Raw genomic sequence first — 18,671 nt, 5'->3', positions numbered from 1 at the left:
TGCAGGTCATGGCTCGATTATGCCTTTGGTCAGAATGATGTTGCCGTAGAGGCGGTTCTCGCCTGTCTGGACCACGGCAAAGGCATGGCTGGCCGCTTCATAAAAGGCGTGGCGTTCCAGCGTTGAAATCCTGGCCGGCTTGTCGGCGGTGTCATCGATGATGGTCTGGAACTCGGCAACAATCTCCGGCACCGCGTCCGGATCACCGACCACCTGCATCGTACGGGCGGGGGCGGCGACGAACGTGTCGAGCGGCATAACCGACAGGATCGCCTTCAGCGTGTCTGTTGCCGATATGCCATCGAGACGAACACAATCGGGACCGGAGCTTTCCGCCGGGAAATTGGCGTCGACAATGGCGATCTCGTCGCCGTGCCCCATGGCTCTGAGGGCATAAAGCAGCGAGGGGCTCAGGATGGGGGGAAGGTTACGCAACATGGGAAGTCTCGCTCGGCAAGGGGGCATCGGGGCGGATCAGGCCAGCAGACCTGAGGTCTGACCAGAGAGCAGCAGGGATATCGGTCTTCAAGAGAGCAATATTGGCTTCAACCTCGGCCGCGTTCACTGCGCCGGGGATGACGGTCTTCACACTTGGATGTCCAAGCACGAACTGCAGCGCGGCCGCGATCAGCGGCACTGAATGGCTGCGGCAGACATCCTCGATCTTGCGCACGCGCTCAAGGATCTCCGGCGGTGCATCGGCGTAGTTGTATTTCGCACCGGGAACGGCCCCGGTTGCCAGAATGCCGGAATTATAGGGCCCGCCCAGAATGATGCCGACGTCCCGTTGCTTGCAAAGCGGCAGGAAGCTCTCAAGGGCGTCCTGTTCCAGAAGCGTGTAGCGGCCGGCAAGCAGGAAACAGTCGAAATCGGCAAGGCCAAGCAGCTTTTGGCAAACCTGCCATTCGTTTACCCCTGCGCCGATGGCCGCAACGTCCCCGGCCTCTTTCAACTCGGTAAGCGCCTTGTAGCCGCCGAGATCGAAGAGCTCGCGGACGCGGGCATCGCTGGCTTCCTGAGAGCCTTGCGAAAAGGCGCAGACGTCATGCACGAAAAGGATGTCCGCGTTGGCGACCTCCAGTCGCTGACGGCTTGCCTCGTAGCTGCGCATGACGCCGTCATAGCTGTAGTCGAAGACGATCCGCTTTTGCGGCACATCGACAAAGGCTTCCGGGGTCACCTCGTGCGGCTCGCAATCCAGCAGCAGGCGGCCGATCTTGGTGGAAAGCTGAATGTTCTCGCGGCCAAAACGCTTGATGGCAGTGGCAAAGCGCATTTCCGATCGGCCCAGGCCGTATTGCGGCGCCGTGTCAAAGTAGCGGATGCCGTTGTCATAGGCCGCCTGAAGGGCAGCCTGGGCATCTTCTTCCGAAACCTTGCGGTAGAGATTGCCGAGCGGCGCGCCGCCGAACCCCATCTCCGTCAGATCGATCGGTCTAGCGGTTCTGCTGTTCAGCCGCTGTGTTCTTAGAGCGGTCATGTGTTTCCTCTGGATGTTTCCTCAGGAGCTGTTTGAACGCCGCATGATCTGCGGTCTGGTGTCGGGCCACGGGCCAGGTTTTCAGTCGAACAGGTCCGGTCTGGTCTCGGCGAGCGGCTCAAGGCGCGTGACAAGTTCGCTCAGGTGCTTTTGCATTGCCTGGCGTGCCCGTTCCGGATCGCGGTCGCGGATTGCTTCCACGATGACGCGGTGCTCGTCATAGGCCTCAAAGGCCCTGCCACGCATGGGCAACAGCAATTGCCGTGCCCGGTTGACCTGCATCCACCCGGTGGCAGACAGGTTGTGGAGCCTCGGGTAGCCGGTGAAGGAGAAGATAAGCTCGTGCATGCGCTCGTCTTCCCGGTAGAAGCCGGTTTCGTCGTGATCTTCCAGGCAAAGAGCCTGCAGACGCAAATTGCGGTTCAACTCCGTCAACTGCTCTTCGGTGCGCTCCGCCGCCACCTTGGAAACGGCCGCAAGTTCGATGGCTTCCCTCAGGAAGGCGCCCTCGCGGATTTCCGACATGGAGAACTTGGTCACGCGTGAACCGGACTGAGGAATGACTTCGACAAGGCCTTCGCCTGCTAGCCGGGTGATCGCTTCCGTCACCGGCGAGCGGGAGACACCAAGCTGCTCGCAGATGACTTGTTTCCTGAGAAGGGTTCCCGGCGGCAGGTCCATCGCCAGGATCGACGAGCGCAGCGCCTCATAGACACGCTGTGCGAGCGAGCCGGACAGTTTGCCAATGTCGGGCAGGGTGATCTCGGGAAAATCTTGTTCGTTGGTCAGGGACATTGTCAACTCGATTGAATGCTAACATGTTAGTTGACACAGTTACCCTGTCAAGCTAATCGTGAAGAAAGACCGGCCGTGCCGATGCTCCATGGAGAGAGCTCGGAGAAGAGAGAAAAGCTGATTGATGTCAGCGGGTTGAGAAGGGCCTTGTCATCTTGAAATGACAAGGCGGACCAACCGTAGCGGCCGTAGCGGGGAGAGAGACGTGTTGCAGCCTCATGCCAATTCGATCCTTCTGAATGCCGATGACAATGTGGTCATCGCCCTTCAGGATATTGCGGCCGGCGCAAGCGTTGCCCATGTTGACTGTCCGCTACCCGGGCAGGTCATGCGTGGCCACAAGATTGCCCGCAAGCCGATCTCCGCTGGCGAAAACGTCATTCGGTACGGTCAAATCATCGGGCAGGCGAAGGCAGACATCAAGCCGGGGGAGCATGTCCATGTTCATAACCTTGGCATGGGCGATCACAGCCAGGACTATCAGCACGCCGAAGCCTCGATCCCGCTTGAGCCCGCAACGCAAGAGCGCACCTTTCTCGGCTACCGCCGGCAAACGGGGCGAGCAGGAACGCGCAATTACATCGGCATTCTGACCTCGGTGAACTGCTCGGGGTCTGTCGCAAAATTCATTGCGGAAGCTGCCGAGAAGTCCGGTCTGCTGGACGAGTTTCCGAATGTCGATGGCATCGTGCCAATCGTTCACGGAACTGGCTGCGGCATGTCCGGCAAGGACGAAGGTTACGCGACGCTGTTCCGGACGCTTTCCGGTTATGCCCAGCATCCGAATTTCGCGGCCATCCTGCTGATCGGTCTTGGCTGCGAGGTCATGCAGATTGCCGATCTCGTCGGTGACCGCAAGATCCGCCCTGATGGCGATTTGCGCTACATGACCATTCAGCAGACCGGCGGCACGCGCAAGACCATTGAAGCCGGGCTGAAAGAGTTGCGGGCGCTTGCCGAACTTGCCAACAAGGCCGAGCGCACGCCGGTGCCGATTTCCGAAATCACCGTCGGAATGCAGTGCGGCGGCTCGGACGGATATTCCGGCATCACTGCCAATCCGGCACTCGGGATTGCCTCCGATCTTCTGGTCCGTCATGGCGGTACCACGATCCTGTCCGAAACGTCGGAGATCTACGGCGCGGAGCACCTTCTGACCCGCCGGGCGGTTTCCGTCGATGTCGGCAAGAAGCTGATCGAGCGTGTGCGCTGGTGGGAAGACTACACTGCCCGCAATGGCGGCGAGATGGACAACAATCCGTCGCCCGGCAACAAGCGCGGCGGATTGACCACAATCCTGGAAAAGTCTCTTGGTGCAGCGGCCAAGGGAGGCTCTGCCCCCCTTGTGGACGTCTACAAGTTTGGCGAACCCGTCGACAAGAAGGGGTTCGTCTTCATGGACAGCCCAGGCTTTGACCCATGTTCGGTGACCGGTCAGATCGCCTCAGGCGCCAATATAATCGTCTTCACGACCGGACGCGGCTCCGTGTCCGGTTACATGCCGACCCCTTGCATCAAGCTCGCCACAAACAGCGAGATGTATGGCCGGATGTCGGAAGACATGGACATCAATTGCGGTGACGTGATCTCCGACAATGTCAGTCTGGAAGCCAAGGGCGAGGAGATCTTCGAAATGATCATCGCCGTTGCCTCCGGAAAACAATCGAAGAGCGAGGAACTCGGCTTCGGCGGAGTGGAGTTCGTGCCGTGGCAGATCGGTGCGGTGATGTAGCCGCATCCGGCAGAACGTTGTGACGATGCGCGGACTTTCGGGAGGATTTCAGTGCGCTTGAAAGATAAAACAATATTGGTGACGGCAGCCGGGCAGGGTATCGGCCGTGCAAGCGCGATTGCCTGTGCCAGGGAAGGCGCAAAGGTCTACGCCGCGGACATCAACGAGGAAACGCTGTCGACGCTCCCGGGCGAATGCCCCGGTATCGAGATCCACAAACTGGATGTCTGTGATCGCTCAGCCGTTGACGATCTGGCAAAAAAACTGCCGGCGCTCGATGGGCTCTTCAACTGTGCGGGCTTCGTTCACAACGGCTCTGTCCTCGATATCACCGAAGACGACTGGGCGTTCAGCTTCGAGCTGAACGTCACCTCCATGTACCGGATGACGCAAGCTTTCCTTCCGGGCATGCGCGAACGCGCCAAGGCGACCGGCACGGCATCGATCCTGAACATGTCGTCGATGGCATCGTCCATCAAAGGCTTTCCGATGCGCACCGCCTACGGCGCCACAAAGGCAGCCGTAATTGGCCTCACAAAGGGTGTCGCAGCGGATTTCGTCAAGGAAGGCATCCGCTGCAACGCGCTATGCCCGGGCACTGTCGATACTCCGTCCTTGCGCGGCCGCATTGCTTCTGCACCGGACCCGGTGGAAGCGGAAAAGAATTTCATCGCCCGGCAGCCCATGGGCCGTCTGGCAACCGTCGACGATATGACGCCGATGATCGTCTACCTGTTGTCCGACGAAAGCCGGTTCGTTTCCGGGCAGGCACTTCTGGTCGATGGAGGTGTCACCATCTGACGGTGGCCCCTTTGTCGCGGTTTGGGAGGATCGCGCATGACAAATCTGGTGAGGATGACGGGGATCGAAAAACGCTTCCCTGGTGTGCACGCCCTCAAGAATGTCAGCTTTGACCTGAACAGCGGCGAAGTGCATGCCCTGATGGGCGAAAACGGTGCCGGCAAGTCGACGCTGATGAAGATCCTGTCCGGAATTTACCCCAGGGACGGCGGCGAGCTGCTGGTCAACGGTCAGGCCGTGGAGATCGACGGTCCACGGGCCGCCCAGGCGCTGGGCATCGGTATCATTCATCAGGAACTCAGCCTGATGAATGATCTGACGGTCGCGCAGAACATCTTTATCGGCCGGGAACCGCGCAAGCGTTTCGGCCGTCTGGACGAGGCGGCGCTCAACGCCCGGGCGCTCGAGATCTTCAAGTCCATGAACCTGAAGATGAACCCGAAGACGATCGTCGGTGAACTCACCATCGCCCGTCAGCAGATGGTCGAGATCGCCAAGGCGTTGTCCTACCGTTCGCGCGTCCTTATCATGGACGAGCCGACCGCCGCCCTGAATGATGCGGAAATCGCCGAACTCTTCACCATCATCCGCCGGCTGAAGGCCGATGGCGTGGGCATCATCTACATCAGCCACAAGATGGACGAGCTGAAACAGATCGCCGACCGGGTGACGGTCATGCGTGACGGCTCCTATGTCGGCACCGTTGATGCAGCGCAGACGCCTGTTTCCAAGATCATCTCGATGATGGTGGGCCGGGAGCTGACCAGCGAGGCCATCGTGATCCCCGATCTGTCCGACGCCGAGACGGTGTTGGACATACGCGGGTTGAACAGGGGGCGCGAGATCCGCGACGTCAGCTTTTCCGTCAAGAAAGGCGAGATCCTTGGCTTTGCCGGCTTGATGGGAGCCGGGCGGACGGAAGTGGCACGGGCGATTTTCGGAGCTGATCCGCGCGACAGCGGCGAGATCCGGGTTCACGGCAAGCCCCGTTCGATATCGAAACCTTCCGACGCCGTGAAGGCGGGGATCGGATACCTTTCGGAAGATCGCAAGCATTTCGGTCTGGCCACCGGCATGGATGTTCGGACCAACGTGGCGCTGGCCAGCCTCGATCGCTTTTCCAGCCGGTTTGGCGTCCTGAATGACGATGCCATGCGCAAGACGGCGCAGGACTATATCGCCAAACTGGAAATCCGCACACCGTCCGACCGGCAGGAAGTCCGCCTGCTTTCCGGTGGCAACCAGCAGAAGGTCGTCATCGCCAAGTGGCTCTACCGGGATTGTGACATCCTGATCTTCGACGAGCCGACCCGCGGCATCGATGTCGGTGCCAAGTCGGAAATCTACAAACTGCTGAAGGCACTGGCCAACGAGGGCAGGGCGATCATCGTCATCTCCTCGGAATTGCCGGAGATCATGCGTCTCAGCCATCGCATCGCCGTCATGTGTGAAGGCCGTCTCACCGGCATCCTGCCGGGCGGTGAAGCCACCACGCAGGAAGACATCATGCATCTGGCGACGCTTCGGGCGCCATCCATGCAGCCAGAAGGATACCAGCAATGACCGCCGTCAACCCGTCCTCCTCGCCGTCGCTCGTTGCACGTCTGATCGAGACAGGGGCGCACCAGAAGCTGCTGGCCTTCGCCAGCCTGGTTCTATTGCTGATCGGTTTCTCGATCGCTTCACCCAACTTCATGCAAACCTCCAACATGATCGCGATCCTGCAGGCGACCTCGGTCAATGGCGTCTTGGCTGTTGCCGCAACCCTGGTGATCATCACCGGCGGGATCGATCTTTCCGTCGGAACCTTGATGACGTTCTGCGCGGTCATCGCAGGCGTCGTTCTGACCAATCTCGGCATGCCGTTGCCGCTCGGTGTGATTGCCGCCATCGCGACCGGTGCGCTCTGCGGCCTGTGTTCGGGCACCTTCATCGCCAAGATGAAAATCCCGCCGTTCATTGCGACCCTCGGCATGATGCTGATCCTGAAAGGCCTGTCGCTGGTGATTTCCGGAACCCGGCCGATCTATTTCAACGACACGCCCGGCTTCGACCTCATTTCCCGTGGCTCGCTGATAGGCGACATTTTCCCGGCACTGCCGATCCCGAACGGGGTTCTGATCCTGTTCCTGGTGGCCGGGGTAGCGTCCTACATTCTCGGACGCACGGTGCTTGGCCGCTACACGTTCGCGCTGGGCTCCAACGAAGAAGCGGTCCGCCTGTCCGGCGTCAACACCGATTTCTGGAAGATGTCGGTCTACGCCCTGGCTGGCTCCATCTGCGGCATCGCCGGCATCCTGATCGCCTCGCGCCTGAACTCCGCCCAGCCGGCGCTGGGGCTCGGCTACGAGCTGGAAGCCATCGCGGCCGTCGTCATTGGTGGCACGTCGCTTTCCGGTGGGCGCGGAACGGTTCTCGGGACCCTGATCGGCGCCCTGATCATGGCCGTCCTGACCAACGGTTTGCGGGTCCTGTCCGTCGCCCAGGAGTGGCAGACGGTGGTGACCGGCGCAATCATCATCCTGGCCGTTTACGCGGACATGGTGCGCAGGCGCAAAGCCTGAGTTTCATCAATACACAAGAGGGTGGTCACACCCCGGTACCGGACCTTCCGTCCAACCCAACCACAGGAGAGGAATATGCTGAACAGACGTACTCTTATCGGAGCTGCAAGTGCCGCTGCCCTGATGCTTTCCGGGAACTTTGCCTTCGCCCAGGAAACCTACATTCCGCTCATCTCCAAGGGTTTCCAGCACCAGTTCTGGCAAGCCGTGAAAGCTGGAGCCGATCAGGCCGCCTCGGAGCTGGGTGTCACCATCACCTTTGAAGGCCCGGACAACGAGACCATGGTCGACCGCCAGATCGACATGCTGGCCGCTGCCCTTGCCAAGAACCCGACGGCAATCGGCTTTGCCGCTCTCGACAGTCAGGCCGCCATTCCGCTTCTGAAGCAGGCTCAGGAAAAGGGAATCCCGGTCATCGCGTTCGACAGTGGTGTCGACAGCGATATTCCGGTGTCGACAGCGTCGACCGATAACATTGCTGCTGCAGCACTGGCTGCCGACAAGATGGCAGAGCTGATCGGCGGAGCTGGCCAGGTTGCCGTGGTGGCACATGACCAGACCAGCCGGACCGGCATCGACCGTGTCGACGGTTTCGTCAACCAGATGAAGGCAAATCATCCGGATATCGAGGTCGTCACTGTTCAATATGGCGGCGGTGACCATCTGAAGTCGACAGAACTCACCAAGGCCATCCTGACAGCCAATCCGGATCTGAAAGGCATCTTCGGTGCCAACGAAGGGTCTGCCCTTGGTGTGGTCAACGGTGTCTCTGAAATGGGCAAGTCCGACGTGGTCATCATCGGCTACGACAGTGGCAAGGCCCAGAAGGATGCGATCCGCAACGGCGTCATGGCCGGTGCGATCACCCAGAACCCGGTCGGCATCGGCTACGAGACCGTGAAAGCAGCTCTCGAAGCATCGCAAGGCAAGGAAGTTCCGGCTCATATCGACACCGGCTTCTACTACTACGACAAATCCAACATTGACGATCCGAAGATCGCTGCTGTCTTGTACGACTGATCGATTTTGTCGTAACCAACCCCATCGAGCCCGGTAGCACGTGCAGCCGGGCTCCAACCACTCAAGGACGATCCTTTATGAAATTGCTGAGATTTGGCGCTCCGGGACAGGAAAAACCCGGTGTTCTCGATGCCGACAACCGCGTTCGTGATCTTTCTTCCGTTGTCGCGGATATCGCCGGCGATGCTCTCCTGCCTGAAAGCATTCAACGCCTGCAGGGGCTCGACGTCGCTTCGCTGCCACTGGTGGAGGGCGCTCCACAGCAGGATCTGCGCGTCGGACCTTGCGTCGGCAATATCGGCAAGTTCATCTGTATCGGCCTCAACTACGCCGACCACGCTGCCGAATCCGGCATGGATGTGCCGCCGGAACCGGTGGTCTTCAACAAGTGGACCTCGGCCATTGTCGGTCCGGACGACGACGTCAAGATCCCGCGCGGCTCGCAGAAAACCGACTGGGAAGTCGAACTCGGCGTCGTGATCGGCAAGGGCGGTGCCTATATCGAGGAAGCCGATGCGATGAGCCATGTCGCCGGTTTCTGCGTGATCAACGATGTCTCCGAACGCGAATTCCAGATCGAACGGTCCGGCACCTGGGACAAGGGCAAGGGTTGCGATACCTTCGGCCCGATCGGCCCCTGGCTGGTAACGCCGGATGAAGTCGGCGACTTCGACGATCTCGGCATGTGGCTGGAAGTGGACGGCAAGCGCTACCAGAACGGCTCCACCAAGACGATGGTCTACCGGGTACCGTTCCTGATCTCCTATCTCAGCCGCTTCATGAGCCTGCAGCCTGGCGACGTCATCTCCACCGGCACGCCCCCGGGTGTTGGCATGGGGCAGAAGCCGCCGGTCTACCTCAAGGGTGGCGAAGTCATGACGCTTGGCATCGACAAGCTGGGCAGCCAGACCCAGAAGGTGACCAAGGCCTGATCATTCGGGATCTTGTATGAACAGTCACGGCCGGACGCGGGAACGCGTTCGGCCGTTGACGTTTTTGAGGAAGGGACGCGCGGCATCTCCTGCTTGTCGTCCCGGTTTGTCGCGTCAGCATCAAGAACGGGATCCAGTATCCTATGTGGCTGGTGAGGGGCAGATGCGACTTCATGCGATTACTGGATCCATGCCTTCGCAGGGACGACAAGGCGCATGTGGACAGATTGATAGAAATCCGCTTTGTCCGTGGACGAGCAGCGCCGCCACAGGTTCTCTTCAGCCCTCTCTGGCGATCTGCCAGCCGGCCCAGGACTGGCTGACGGGCATCAGTTCCAGCGAGTTGATGTTGAGATGCGGGGGCTGTGTCGCGACCCAATAGACAGTGCTGGCGATGTCTTCCGGCTGGATCGCGTTGGCGCCGCCATATAGAGCATCGTAGCTTTCCTGGTTGCCACCGGTACGCACCAGCGTGAATTCACTTTCGCATAGGCCCGGTTCGATGGAGGTAACCCGAACCCCCTTGCCGTGAAGATCCGACCGCAGGCCAAGCGAGAACTGGCGCAGGAACGCCTTGGTACCCGCATAGACGTTTCCGCCCGGATAGGGCCAGTTGGCAGCAATGGAGGAGATGTTCACGACCATGCCCTTGCGCTCGATCAGTTTCGGCAGAAGCTTGTCGGTGATGGTGACGAGACCGGTGATGTTGGTATCGATCATGGTCTTCCAGTCGGAGAGTTTCGTCGCCGGTGCCGAAGCCGTGCCAAGGGCAAGGCCGGCATTGTTGACGAGGATGTCGATCTCCTGAAATTCCTCCGGCAGGCTGGCGAGGGCCGCAGTTGTTGCTGCTTCGTCCATGATGTCGAAGACAAGCGCGTGAAATGCCTCGCAGAGATCCGTCTTCAGCTTTTCCAGCCGATCCGCGCGCCGGCCGGTACCGATAACCTTCCATCCGTTTTGCACGAACAGCCGGGCCATTGCCTGACCGAAGCCGGAGGTCGTTCCGGTAATGAGGATTGTGCCGCTCATGAGCCTGCCTTTCCGAAGTATCTGAAACAGTCGCTTGACCGGACCATAGGCAGCTGCCTCGCCAGCACAACGCCAAAAGCGGGCTTTGGGCCTCTGGCTCCTATGAATTCAAGCGCTGGCTCTACGGCGGGTTTGCGACTGGTCCTAGGAGTGATGGGAATGCTCCGATCTGAAGGACCCTGCGCCATGACCCAGATGCCGATCAACATGGATCACCACTGGCTTCCGTTCACCAACAACCGTCTCTTCCACAAGGAACCGCAGATGTTCGCGCGGGCGGAGGGCGTGCGGTATTGGACGCCCGAGGGGCGGGAAATCCTGGACGGATCTTCAGGCCTGTTCACCTGTGCAGCGGGGCATGGCCGCAAGGAGATTGCCGAAGCCGTCTACAAGCAGCTTCAGGTTCTGGATTATTCCCCGCACTTCCAGCGCGCGGCGCCGATCTCCTTCGAACTTGCCGAAGCGCTCAGTGGAATTCTGCCGGAAGGTCTCGACCGCATCTTTTTCGGGTCTTCCGGGTCTGAAGCCGTCGATTCCGCCATCAAGATCTGCCTTGCCTATCACAAGGCCAAAGGCGAGCCTCAGCGCACCCGTTTTGTTTCGCGGGCCTGGGCCTATCACGGGGTCAACCTTGGCGGCACGTCACTGGCGGGCATGGTCAACAACCGGCGGGACTTTTCCGGCGTTACCTGTGACGTCGTTCACATGCGCCACACCTGGAACGAGGATCAACGCTTCACGAGGGGGCAACCGCAAGACGGAGCGTGGATTGCCGAAGATCTGGAAGAGATCTGCAAGACCTACGGTGGCGAGACCATCGCCGCGGTCTTCGTCGAGCCGATTGCGGGTTCTATCGGCACTATCGTGCCGCCCGTCGGGTACTTGCAGAAGCTGCGCGAGATCGCCGATAAATACGGCATTCTGCTCGTGTTTGACGAAGTCATCACAGGTTTTGGCCGGACGGGCTCGGCCTTCGCGGCACAGGAATTCGGTGTCACACCGGATGTCATGACGATGGCGAAGGCGATTACCAACGGCGCGATCCCCATGAGCGCTGTCGCGGTGAAGACGGAAATCCAGAAGGCCGTCATTGATTCCATCACCGCAGATCGGCCGGAACTGATGCACGGTTATACCTACTCCGCCCATCCGGTTGCCTGCGCCGCGGCGCTGGCAACACTTGGCATCTACAAGACCGAAGGTCTTTTCGAGCGGGCGGCAAGCCTCTCGTCAACATTCCTCGATGGCGTTTTCAGCCTTCGCAATCTGCCTCATGTCCACGATTTGCGTGGTCATGGCATGATGTCCGGTATTCAGCTGACACCGGGCGAAACGCCGGGAGCCAAGGGATCTCTGGTGCAGCGGAAGCTGTTCGACGAAGGCCTGCATGTCAAAGCAACTGGTGATGCGCTGATCTTCGCCCCGGCACTCACTACATCGGAAGAAGATCTCTCGATGATGATCGATGTCCTCCAGAAGGTCTTGGGCAAGGCAGAGCTGTAAGCTGCCAGTCACGGGGTGTCCCGGCTTTGAGCCGGGGTCGCTACCTGCTGTCCGCCAGAAGTTGTCCGAGCAGCTTGATGCCCGGCTCCATCTTTTCTTCAGCAATTGCACCGAAGCCCAGGCGGATCCGGTTTCGAGGACTATTCGGGGAGAAATACCGGTCGTCTCCTGCCTCGATCAGGAGACCTTGCCGCGCGGCTCTCGATTGCAGTTCCGCAGCGCGGATACTCTCCGGTAGCCTGATCCACACGCCTGACCCGCCCGTCGTGACCGTTGCCTGACAGGTCGGCAGATGCGTTTCGATGAGCCTGAAGATCTTCTTCCATTTCTGCGACAGCACCTTTCGCTGACGTCGGATATGGGAATCGTAATGGCCCTCCGACAGAAAGATCGCCATCGCCCGCTGGTCGAGCGCTGAGGGGTGCCGATACATCAAGCGTCTGAGTGCCCGAAGCTCTCTGATAATGCGCCTGTCCGCAGCGATGAAACCGAGCCGCAATCCCGGAAACAGGGCCTTGGAAAGACTGGCTACGTGGATGACACGTCCGGTACGGTCGAAACTGCGCAAGGACGGTTTCTGTGCGCCGATGAAATTCAGCTCATGCTCATAGTCGTCTTCCAGGACGATGAAATCATGTGTTTCAGCATGGGCCAGCAGCCGCAGACGCCGCTCCATCGACATGGTGACGTTGGTTGGGGACTGATGGCCAGGTGTCACGTAAACAAGTCGTGCCCCCTTCAACTCGTCTCCAACCCGCATGCCGTTTGAATCAACCGGGTGATACTTCAGCTCTGCCCCAAAGGATTGGAAGATGTTGCGGGTGTCCACATAGCCGGGCTCTTCCATGTCCGTCCTGACCCCGGGCCGGCAAAAGAGCTGTGCCACCAGGAAGAGGGCATTCTGGGCGCCGACGGTTACCAGAATCTCGTCCGGCTCTGCCCGGAAGCCCCGTTGCGGCAGCATCCGGCGGATGATCTGGTTAACCAGCATCGGGTCGTCCTGATCGACCAGATCGCCGATCCAGGTCGGGGCGTGCTGGGCAGTGCCTGCCAACCGGACACAATCACGCCAGCGCGCGACGGATGTCTTGTCCGGAGCAAGTTGGCCATAGATGAAAGGGTAGGGATAGGACTGCCAATCGGCCGGTTTCGAAATGTTTTCCTGGGCTGCGTAGCTGTAGGTAAGAAAGGCTTGCGGATTGAACGGGTGCTCCGCAGTGGGCAGGATGTCCTTGGCGTGATCATCCACCCGGATGTTGAGCTGTTCGCGGATGTGACGTTCGTTGATGAAATACCCGCGCCGGCTGACCGACTTCAGATAACCGTCCTCAACCAGTCTCTCATAGACGATGGCGACCGTGTTTCTGGACACCTTTATCTCGCTGGAAAAGACACGGGTTGCCGGCAGCGGTTCGTGCAGGGGCCAAACGCCGTCCAGAATGGCCTCGATAAGCCGTTCCTGAATCTGGTGCTGCAATCGTCTGCCCGGATCGAAGGGCGTGTCGAAATAGGTCGCAAGCATTTGAACTTTTTGGTCGTCCCTGAATTCGGTTGGCCCGAAGGCGGCAGTTTGAAGTTGTTTCCCGAACCTGCAAAGCCCGGCAATTCCTCTGGCTCCATAGTTTTCACTCTCTGGCTCTAAGGGTGAATATTGCACCGCAATATCCTTTCTTGCAACGCGGCGCAGGATCGTCCGGGCAATGCGACCCTTTCCAAAAAAATGCGGCCTGTAACGCGCCAGAACGAGGAACAGTTTGGTGAGACCAACAGTGAAGGGGAAGTCATGATCAGTTTTAAAAAGGGAGCATCCGCAACGCGGCGTGATTTCCTGAAAACCGCAGCCGCGGCAGGCGCAGGGCTGTCCATGCCGGCAATCGTCAGCTCCAGCGTGCTGGCCTCGTCCGGTGAAATCAACATCATGATGTGGTCGGACTATCTGCCGGAAAGCTTCGTCAACGGCTTTACGGACAAGACCGGCATCAAGATCAACTTCACCGGCATCGGCTCCAATGAAGAGATCATCAACAAGTTGAAGGCCACCAACGGCGAAGGCTTCGACATCGTTTCACCGACTGTGAACCGCAACCTGCTGTGGGCAGAACTTGGCCTGTTGCAGCCGTTCGACATGTCGAAGGTCGCGCTCGACAAGGTCAACCCCTCAATGGCGCTTGGCGAAACCCACTGGAACTTCGACGGCAAGGGCGTCTTCTGGCTGCCGCATATCTGGGGCACGGAAGGCATTGCCTGGCGGACGGACGCCTTTGTTCCGGGCGGCGAATTCCCGAGCTATTACGATGTCTGGGATGAAGCCAATGCCGGCAAGACAATGGGCCGTGGACATTCCATGCTGCTTGGCCTCGGTCTCGGCCTTGAAGGTCGCGGCGAACTGGAGCCGGGTTCCATGTGGGCTGCTTACGAGAGCCCGGAAAAGATGGACGAGGTCTGGACCAAGGTCGTTGAGGCCGCCATCGCCAAGAAGCCGAACATCAAGCTGATCTGGAACGATGCGGATACCCAGAAGAACGGTCTCCTGAACGAAGGCGTGATCGTCGGCCAGACCTGGGACGGACCTCCGCTTGCTCTGAAAACGGCTGGTGAGCCGGTCATGTACCGGGCGCCGAAGGAAGGTGCGATGGCCTGGGTTGATGGGCTAGCCATGCCGACCGGTGCGAAGAACATCGACCAGATCTACGCCTTCATCGAGACGGCTTATGACGCCAAGCTCGCCGGCGAAGCCATCAAGACCCACGGCTACAATTCACCGGTAATCGGCGCGGCCGAATTCGGCGGCGAAATCTATGCCAAGAACTTTGCCGATGCTTACCCGGGCGAAGCGTTGGACAGTCTGAACGCCTGGCCGGCGGAAGCCCCCTGGTACTCGGAAAAGCGGACCGAATACACCAACAAGTTTCTGTCCGCTTAAGGCCTCTCCGGCTTTCTCAATGGCGGGTGCCGGGCGCAATGCGTCCGGCGCCAGGCCGCCCTTTTTCCGTCTCCCTTTCCCGCCGTCCTTCTGAGAGCGCCATGGCCACAAAAGATATTGTTCTGGATCACGTTTCCATTCGTTTTGGGGCCTATACCGCGGTCGACAATGCACATCTCGTCATCAAGGGCGGCGAGTTCTTCTCCTTCCTGGGGCCGTCCGGCTGTGGCAAGACCACCTTGCTGCGGTGTATTTCCGGCTTCTCCGATCCGTCCGAAGGTCGGGTGCTGATCGGCGGGCAGGACATGAAGGGCATCGGCCCGAACAAGCGCCCGACGGCACTGATCTTCCAGAACCTTGCTCTCTTTCCGCTGATGAGCGTCGCCGACAACATCGCTTTTCCGCTGGAGGTCCGGGGCATCGGCCGCAAGGACCGGCGCAAGCGGGCAGACGAACTTCTGGACATGATCGCACTTCCCGGTGTCGGGGACAAAAAGGTGCACGAACTTTCCGGCGGTCAGCGACAGCGCGTGGCGATTGCCCGTGCGCTGGCGGTCGAGCCGGATATTCTGCTTCTTGATGAGCCGCTGTCCGCGCTCGATCTGAAACTGCGCCACCACATGCGCACTGAATTGCGTGCTATCCAGCAGCGCGTCGGGCTGACCTTCATTTATATCACCCACGATCAGGGTGAGGCCCTGACGATGTCAGACCGTGTCGCGGTCATGAACTCCGGCGTTATCGAGCAGGTCGACCCGCCTGAAACCATCTACAATCGGCCGAAAACTTCGTTTGTCGCCTCATTCGTGGGCGAGACCAATGCCATCGAAGGCAAGGTCGCCCAGCAGTCGGAAGCGCTGGTTTCCGTTGAAACGCCACTCGGCCGCCTGCAGGGAAGGGCAGCAGGCGGGCGCCAATACAAGGCGGGCGAAGACTGCATCCTGTTCATTCGGCCCGAGCAACTGAGCCTTGGCGAAGGCGCTCCCAACAGCCTGACAGCGAACTGGGTGAAGGAAGAGTTCGAAGGCAATTCACGGCAGATGTTCCTGGAAGCGAACGGTGTCCAGCTTCGGCTCACCCGGGTGAACCTTGGCGGTGCGCCGGACAATCTCTCCGGTGGTGCCGTTTCGCTCGGCTTCACGCCTGAGCAGGCAATTGTCCTGCCGCATGGCGCACTTGCGGGAGCGTGAGGATGAAAGCGCTTCAAAACGTATTCAGGGAAATTTCCGGCAAGCATGGTCTTGGCGCTGCATCGTTCGTCGCTGTGGCGGTCCTCTTCTGGGTCATCTGCCTGATCACGCTGCCGCAGGTGGCAATGCTTGACTATTCCTTCCGGTTCAACCTGCCGGCAGCTGATGTCGGTGGACCGCAAGATGTCTATACTCTTGAAAACTACTCTTATTTTTTCCAAGGCAATGACGGCACGGTCAACACGCTCGATATCGGTATCCTGTTCAAGACCCTGATCGCCGCGGTGTTCGTCACCTGTATCGACATTCTTCTGTGCTACCCGATCGCCTTCATTCTCGCTCATTCGGCCACTGGCGTGGCGGCGCGGATGATGGTCATCGGCCTGATCGTGCCTTTCTGGGTCAACGAGATCCTGCGTGCCTTTGCCTTCCGTGTCCTGTTCGGCTCCACGGGTCTCATCAATGGCATCGGCATGTCGATGGGTCTGTGGGATCAGCCAGTCGATTTCATCCGGGCTGACGTCGCGCTCTATTCCGGGCTGACCTACGCCTACATCCTTCTGATGGTGTTCCCGATCTTCAATGCCGTCGAGGCACTCGACCGCAACCAGATCGAAGCGGCACGGGACATGGGCGCAAGCTGGTGGCGGGTGCATTGGCGGGTGGTGCTGCCAGTTGCCAAGCCGGGCATCGCCTCCGGGGCAACCATGGTGTTCATGCTGACGGCAGGTGCGCTTGCAGCACCCCAGATCCTCGGTGGTCCTTCCAATCTCTGGTTCACCCAGCTCATCTACCAGTGGTTCAACGAGAGCGCCAACTGGCAACGCGGTTCGGCCTATGCGGTGATCCTGCTCATTGTCTGCATCTCCTTCGTCATGATGCTGATGCGGATCTTCAAGGTCTCCATCGGGGAGATCGGCCGATGAACCGGGGCACAGGCGGCGGCGTGGTCGCGGCGGGCTTCTCCCTGCTTTTCTTCACCTTCCTGTTCGGGCCGCTGATCATCATGGTGATCACGGCGTTCAATTCATCCTCCTTCCCGCGGATCACGCCATGGGAATGCTTCACGACGGATTGGTTTGGTGTTCTCTTCGCCAATGACCGTCTTATGAGCGGGCTGGCCAACAGCTTGGTGATCGCCATCAGTGTGGTGGTCATTGCCGTGCCGATCGGGCTGGCGGGAGCGCTTGCGCTATCGGAGCTCGGACCGCGCCTGCGGGCGGCGCTCTACACGGTGCTGATCACGCCTATCCTCATTCCGGGCGTCGTTCTAGGCATCTCGACCATTGTCTTCTGGGGCGCTTTCGGCAGGTCCGTCGGGGCGGACTACGGTTCGATCTTCTACAACGGCATGTTTCTGACACTTGCCGGTCAGGTCACCTTCATTTCCGCCTATGCGATGCTGGTGTTTCTCGCAAGACTGCAGCGCTTCGATCCGATCCTGACGGAAGCCGCGCTCGATCTCGGCGCGACGCCGGGACAGGCCTTCCGCAAGATCCTGTTGCCGTTCCTGTGGCCTGCCATCGGCTCTGCCGCGTTTCTGACCTTCCTGGCATCCTTCGAGAACTACAACACCACCGTCTTCACGATCCTCTCCGGCAATACGTTCACCACGGCACTGGCTTCCAAGGTCCGTCATGGGACAGACCCTTCCTTGTCGGCGCTGGCGGTCATCATCATCGGCATTACGCTGATCGGGGCGGTGGTCCACGAAGCCCACATGCGGCGGAAGGAAGTGATGCGGACCGGCACAGCTACGCGTTCCCGCATTTACGGCAATCCGGTTCTGCGAACGCTCGTCCACCCGCTGACGATCTTCGTGATCCTTCTGGGTGTTGCAGGCTTTGCCACCTATCAGGGTTCGCAGCACGATGCAGGCGTATGCAAACAGCAGATCCTCGATGACAAGCGCGCTCGTCAGCAGGAACTTCTGGAGGAGCAGCGCCGGAAGATGGAAGCGCAACAACAGAACCAGGCACCTGCGTCCACGGCGCCGGTTGAAGCGCCGGTGAAAGCCAATCCGTCGCCCTTCGGCGGGGCCTTCAAGCCCAATGGTTTGAAACCAGGCGAGTAACAAGCGAACAGAAGCGTGCCGTCTATTGTCCGGAAAGCCGGGACAGCAGCACGGCAACGCTTTTGACCTGAAACTTCTTCAGAAGGCGCGCACGCACATCCTCAACGGTTCTTGGAGACAGGCTCAGGACACGGCCCATTTCCTTGCTGGTCTGTCCCTGGGAAAGAAGCAGCAGGACATCGCGTTCGCGCGGTGTCAGCTTCGGCCCGGCAGCAGCATTGTCGATCAGGGCGAAACTCAGGACGATTCGTGCCAGCGGTGTTTCCGGCGTCAGGGTTCGCGCCCTAAACCGGCACCAGATCGGGGTTCCATCGGACCGGCGCATCAACCGCTCGTCCGTGTAGGGCAGGGACCGGCGCAAGGGCTCCAGGCCAATGTCGCGGATCTGGTGAAATTCCTGATCCGTGCCGTAGAGCAGCCGGAAACTCTGCCCGATCAGCTGAGACTTCTTGAACCCGAACATCTCAACGAATGTCTGATTGCAGGCACGAATGATCCGGTTTTCGGTCAACGCCAAACCCATGGGCGCGTTTTCGAAGGCCAGTTGGTCGAGGTCTGTCATGTTTCACCGTGTTCCTACGGTATTGGCACCGTAGTTTGACGGTAGCATAGTTCTCGTTGCTTTTAC

At 59.7% G+C, this 18,671-nt stretch carries 17 protein-coding genes; 11 read left to right on the top strand and 6 right to left on the bottom strand.

The window, feature by feature from the left end; genetic code table 11:
* Positions 1-6 precede the first annotated feature (6 nt).
* The 3 genes from ACP90_RS18740 to ACP90_RS18730 all read right to left on the bottom strand — a co-directional run bounded on the left by ACP90_RS18740 (position 7) and on the right by ACP90_RS18730 (position 2,275).
* Positions 7-438, bottom strand: a complete 432-nt coding sequence (locus ACP90_RS18740; RefSeq protein WP_023014608.1) for an RbsD/FucU domain-containing protein — start codon at positions 436-438, stop codon at positions 7-9.
* Positions 428-1,480, bottom strand: a complete 1,053-nt coding sequence (locus ACP90_RS18735) for an aldo/keto reductase (RefSeq protein ID WP_062489292.1) — start codon at positions 1,478-1,480, stop codon at positions 428-430. The genes ACP90_RS18740 and ACP90_RS18735 overlap by 11 nt, the downstream gene beginning before the upstream one ends.
* A gap of 81 nt (positions 1,481-1,561) precedes the next feature.
* Positions 1,562-2,275, bottom strand: coding sequence for a GntR family transcriptional regulator (locus ACP90_RS18730; RefSeq protein WP_062489290.1), 714 nt, complete (start codon positions 2,273-2,275; stop codon positions 1,562-1,564).
* Positions 2,276-2,480: 205 nt separating this feature from the next.
* On the opposite strand from ACP90_RS18730, the gene ACP90_RS18725 reads away from it, so the two are divergent.
* From ACP90_RS18725 to ACP90_RS18700, 6 genes are all read left to right on the top strand, one after another.
* Complete coding sequence (locus tag ACP90_RS18725) at positions 2,481-4,007, top strand: altronate dehydratase family protein (protein WP_062491761.1); 1,527 nt, start codon at positions 2,481-2,483, stop codon at positions 4,005-4,007.
* Between the two features lie 45 nt (positions 4,008-4,052).
* Entirely contained in the window at positions 4,053-4,808 is a 756-nt protein-coding gene (locus ACP90_RS18720) for an SDR family oxidoreductase (protein ID WP_208984592.1), read from the top strand.
* Positions 4,809-4,844: 36 nt separating this feature from the next.
* Complete coding sequence (locus tag ACP90_RS18715; RefSeq protein WP_062489288.1) at positions 4,845-6,371, top strand: sugar ABC transporter ATP-binding protein; 1,527 nt, start codon at positions 4,845-4,847, stop codon at positions 6,369-6,371.
* Entirely contained in the window at positions 6,368-7,372 is a 1,005-nt protein-coding gene (locus ACP90_RS18710) for an ABC transporter permease (RefSeq protein ID WP_062489286.1), read from the top strand. The genes ACP90_RS18715 and ACP90_RS18710 overlap by 4 nt, the downstream gene beginning before the upstream one ends.
* 75 nt (positions 7,373-7,447) lie before the next feature.
* Positions 7,448-8,392, top strand: coding sequence for an ABC transporter substrate-binding protein (locus tag ACP90_RS18705; protein WP_022997686.1), 945 nt, complete (start codon positions 7,448-7,450; stop codon positions 8,390-8,392).
* Between the two features lie 77 nt (positions 8,393-8,469).
* Positions 8,470-9,324, top strand: coding sequence for a fumarylacetoacetate hydrolase family protein (locus ACP90_RS18700; RefSeq protein ID WP_062489284.1), 855 nt, complete (start codon positions 8,470-8,472; stop codon positions 9,322-9,324).
* A gap of 279 nt (positions 9,325-9,603) precedes the next feature.
* Here the strand turns inward: ACP90_RS18700 and ACP90_RS18695 are convergent, their stop codons facing one another.
* The gene (locus ACP90_RS18695; protein WP_062489282.1) at positions 9,604-10,353 is read right to left on the bottom strand and encodes an SDR family NAD(P)-dependent oxidoreductase; all 750 of its coding nucleotides are present in this window, start codon (positions 10,351-10,353) and stop codon (positions 9,604-9,606) included.
* Between the two features lie 159 nt (positions 10,354-10,512).
* Between ACP90_RS18695 and ACP90_RS18690 the strand changes: the two genes are divergently transcribed.
* A complete protein-coding gene (locus ACP90_RS18690) occupies positions 10,513-11,856 on the top strand; it encodes an aminotransferase class III-fold pyridoxal phosphate-dependent enzyme (protein ID WP_201030410.1) in 1,344 nt (447 codons plus the stop codon).
* A gap of 40 nt (positions 11,857-11,896) precedes the next feature.
* Here ACP90_RS18690 and ACP90_RS18685 read toward each other — a convergent pair whose 3' ends face one another.
* Positions 11,897-13,378, bottom strand: a complete 1,482-nt coding sequence (locus tag ACP90_RS18685) for a PLP-dependent aminotransferase family protein (protein WP_022997682.1) — start codon at positions 13,376-13,378, stop codon at positions 11,897-11,899.
* Between the two features lie 261 nt (positions 13,379-13,639).
* Here ACP90_RS18685 and ACP90_RS18680 point away from each other — a divergent pair, with 261 nt between their 5' ends.
* The 4 genes from ACP90_RS18680 to ACP90_RS18665 all read left to right on the top strand — a co-directional run bounded on the left by ACP90_RS18680 (position 13,640) and on the right by ACP90_RS18665 (position 18,043).
* The gene (locus tag ACP90_RS18680) at positions 13,640-14,779 is read left to right on the top strand and encodes a substrate-binding domain-containing protein (protein WP_055659564.1); all 1,140 of its coding nucleotides are present in this window, start codon (positions 13,640-13,642) and stop codon (positions 14,777-14,779) included.
* Positions 14,780-14,880: 101 nt separating this feature from the next.
* Positions 14,881-15,969, top strand: a complete 1,089-nt coding sequence (locus ACP90_RS18675; RefSeq protein WP_062489280.1) for an ABC transporter ATP-binding protein — start codon at positions 14,881-14,883, stop codon at positions 15,967-15,969.
* A 2-nt stretch (positions 15,970-15,971) separates the two neighbouring features.
* Positions 15,972-16,895, top strand: coding sequence for an ABC transporter permease (locus ACP90_RS18670; protein WP_062489278.1), 924 nt, complete (start codon positions 15,972-15,974; stop codon positions 16,893-16,895).
* Positions 16,892-18,043, top strand: a complete 1,152-nt coding sequence (locus ACP90_RS18665) for an ABC transporter permease (RefSeq protein WP_062489276.1) — start codon at positions 16,892-16,894, stop codon at positions 18,041-18,043. Before ACP90_RS18670 ends, ACP90_RS18665 begins: the two co-directional genes overlap by 4 nt.
* Before the next feature lie 22 nt (positions 18,044-18,065).
* Here ACP90_RS18665 and ACP90_RS28800 read toward each other — a convergent pair whose 3' ends face one another.
* The gene (locus ACP90_RS28800; RefSeq protein ID WP_062489274.1) at positions 18,066-18,605 is read right to left on the bottom strand and encodes a PAS and helix-turn-helix domain-containing protein; all 540 of its coding nucleotides are present in this window, start codon (positions 18,603-18,605) and stop codon (positions 18,066-18,068) included.
* Positions 18,606-18,671: the final 66 nt, after the last annotated feature.

This window comes from Labrenzia sp. CP4, assembly GCF_001579905.1.
Classification (GTDB): Bacteria; Pseudomonadota; Alphaproteobacteria; order Rhizobiales; family Stappiaceae; genus Roseibium; species Roseibium algicola.
The sequence above is the reverse complement of the archived record's forward strand: the minus strand, read 5'-3'. Positions and strand labels throughout refer to the sequence as shown.

Bases quoted from the DNA above. Each gene is read 5' to 3' on its own strand.
- ACP90_RS18740 (WP_023014608.1), bottom strand. From the start codon at position 438: ATGTTGCGTAACCTTCCCCCCATCCTGAGCCCCTCGCTGCTTTATGCC.
- ACP90_RS18735 (WP_062489292.1), bottom strand. From the start codon at position 1,480: ATGACCGCTCTAAGAACACAGCGGCTGAACAGCAGAACCGCTAGACCG.
- ACP90_RS18730 (WP_062489290.1), bottom strand. From the start codon at position 2,275: ATGTCCCTGACCAACGAACAAGATTTTCCCGAGATCACCCTGCCCGAC.
- ACP90_RS18715 (WP_062489288.1), top strand. From the start codon at position 4,845: ATGACAAATCTGGTGAGGATGACGGGGATCGAAAAACGCTTCCCTGGT.
- ACP90_RS18710 (WP_062489286.1), top strand. From the start codon at position 6,368: ATGACCGCCGTCAACCCGTCCTCCTCGCCGTCGCTCGTTGCACGTCTG.
- ACP90_RS18705 (WP_022997686.1), top strand. From the start codon at position 7,448: ATGCTGAACAGACGTACTCTTATCGGAGCTGCAAGTGCCGCTGCCCTG.
- ACP90_RS18700 (WP_062489284.1), top strand. From the start codon at position 8,470: ATGAAATTGCTGAGATTTGGCGCTCCGGGACAGGAAAAACCCGGTGTT.
- ACP90_RS18695 (WP_062489282.1), bottom strand. From the start codon at position 10,353: ATGAGCGGCACAATCCTCATTACCGGAACGACCTCCGGCTTCGGTCAG.
- ACP90_RS18690 (WP_201030410.1), top strand. From the start codon at position 10,513: ATGCTCCGATCTGAAGGACCCTGCGCCATGACCCAGATGCCGATCAAC.
- ACP90_RS18685 (WP_022997682.1), bottom strand. From the start codon at position 13,378: ATGCTTGCGACCTATTTCGACACGCCCTTCGATCCGGGCAGACGATTG.
- ACP90_RS18680 (WP_055659564.1), top strand. From the start codon at position 13,640: ATGATCAGTTTTAAAAAGGGAGCATCCGCAACGCGGCGTGATTTCCTG.
- ACP90_RS18675 (WP_062489280.1), top strand. From the start codon at position 14,881: ATGGCCACAAAAGATATTGTTCTGGATCACGTTTCCATTCGTTTTGGG.
- ACP90_RS18670 (WP_062489278.1), top strand. From the start codon at position 15,972: ATGAAAGCGCTTCAAAACGTATTCAGGGAAATTTCCGGCAAGCATGGT.
- ACP90_RS18665 (WP_062489276.1), top strand. From the start codon at position 16,892: ATGAACCGGGGCACAGGCGGCGGCGTGGTCGCGGCGGGCTTCTCCCTG.
- ACP90_RS28800 (WP_062489274.1), bottom strand. From the start codon at position 18,605: ATGACAGACCTCGACCAACTGGCCTTCGAAAACGCGCCCATGGGTTTG.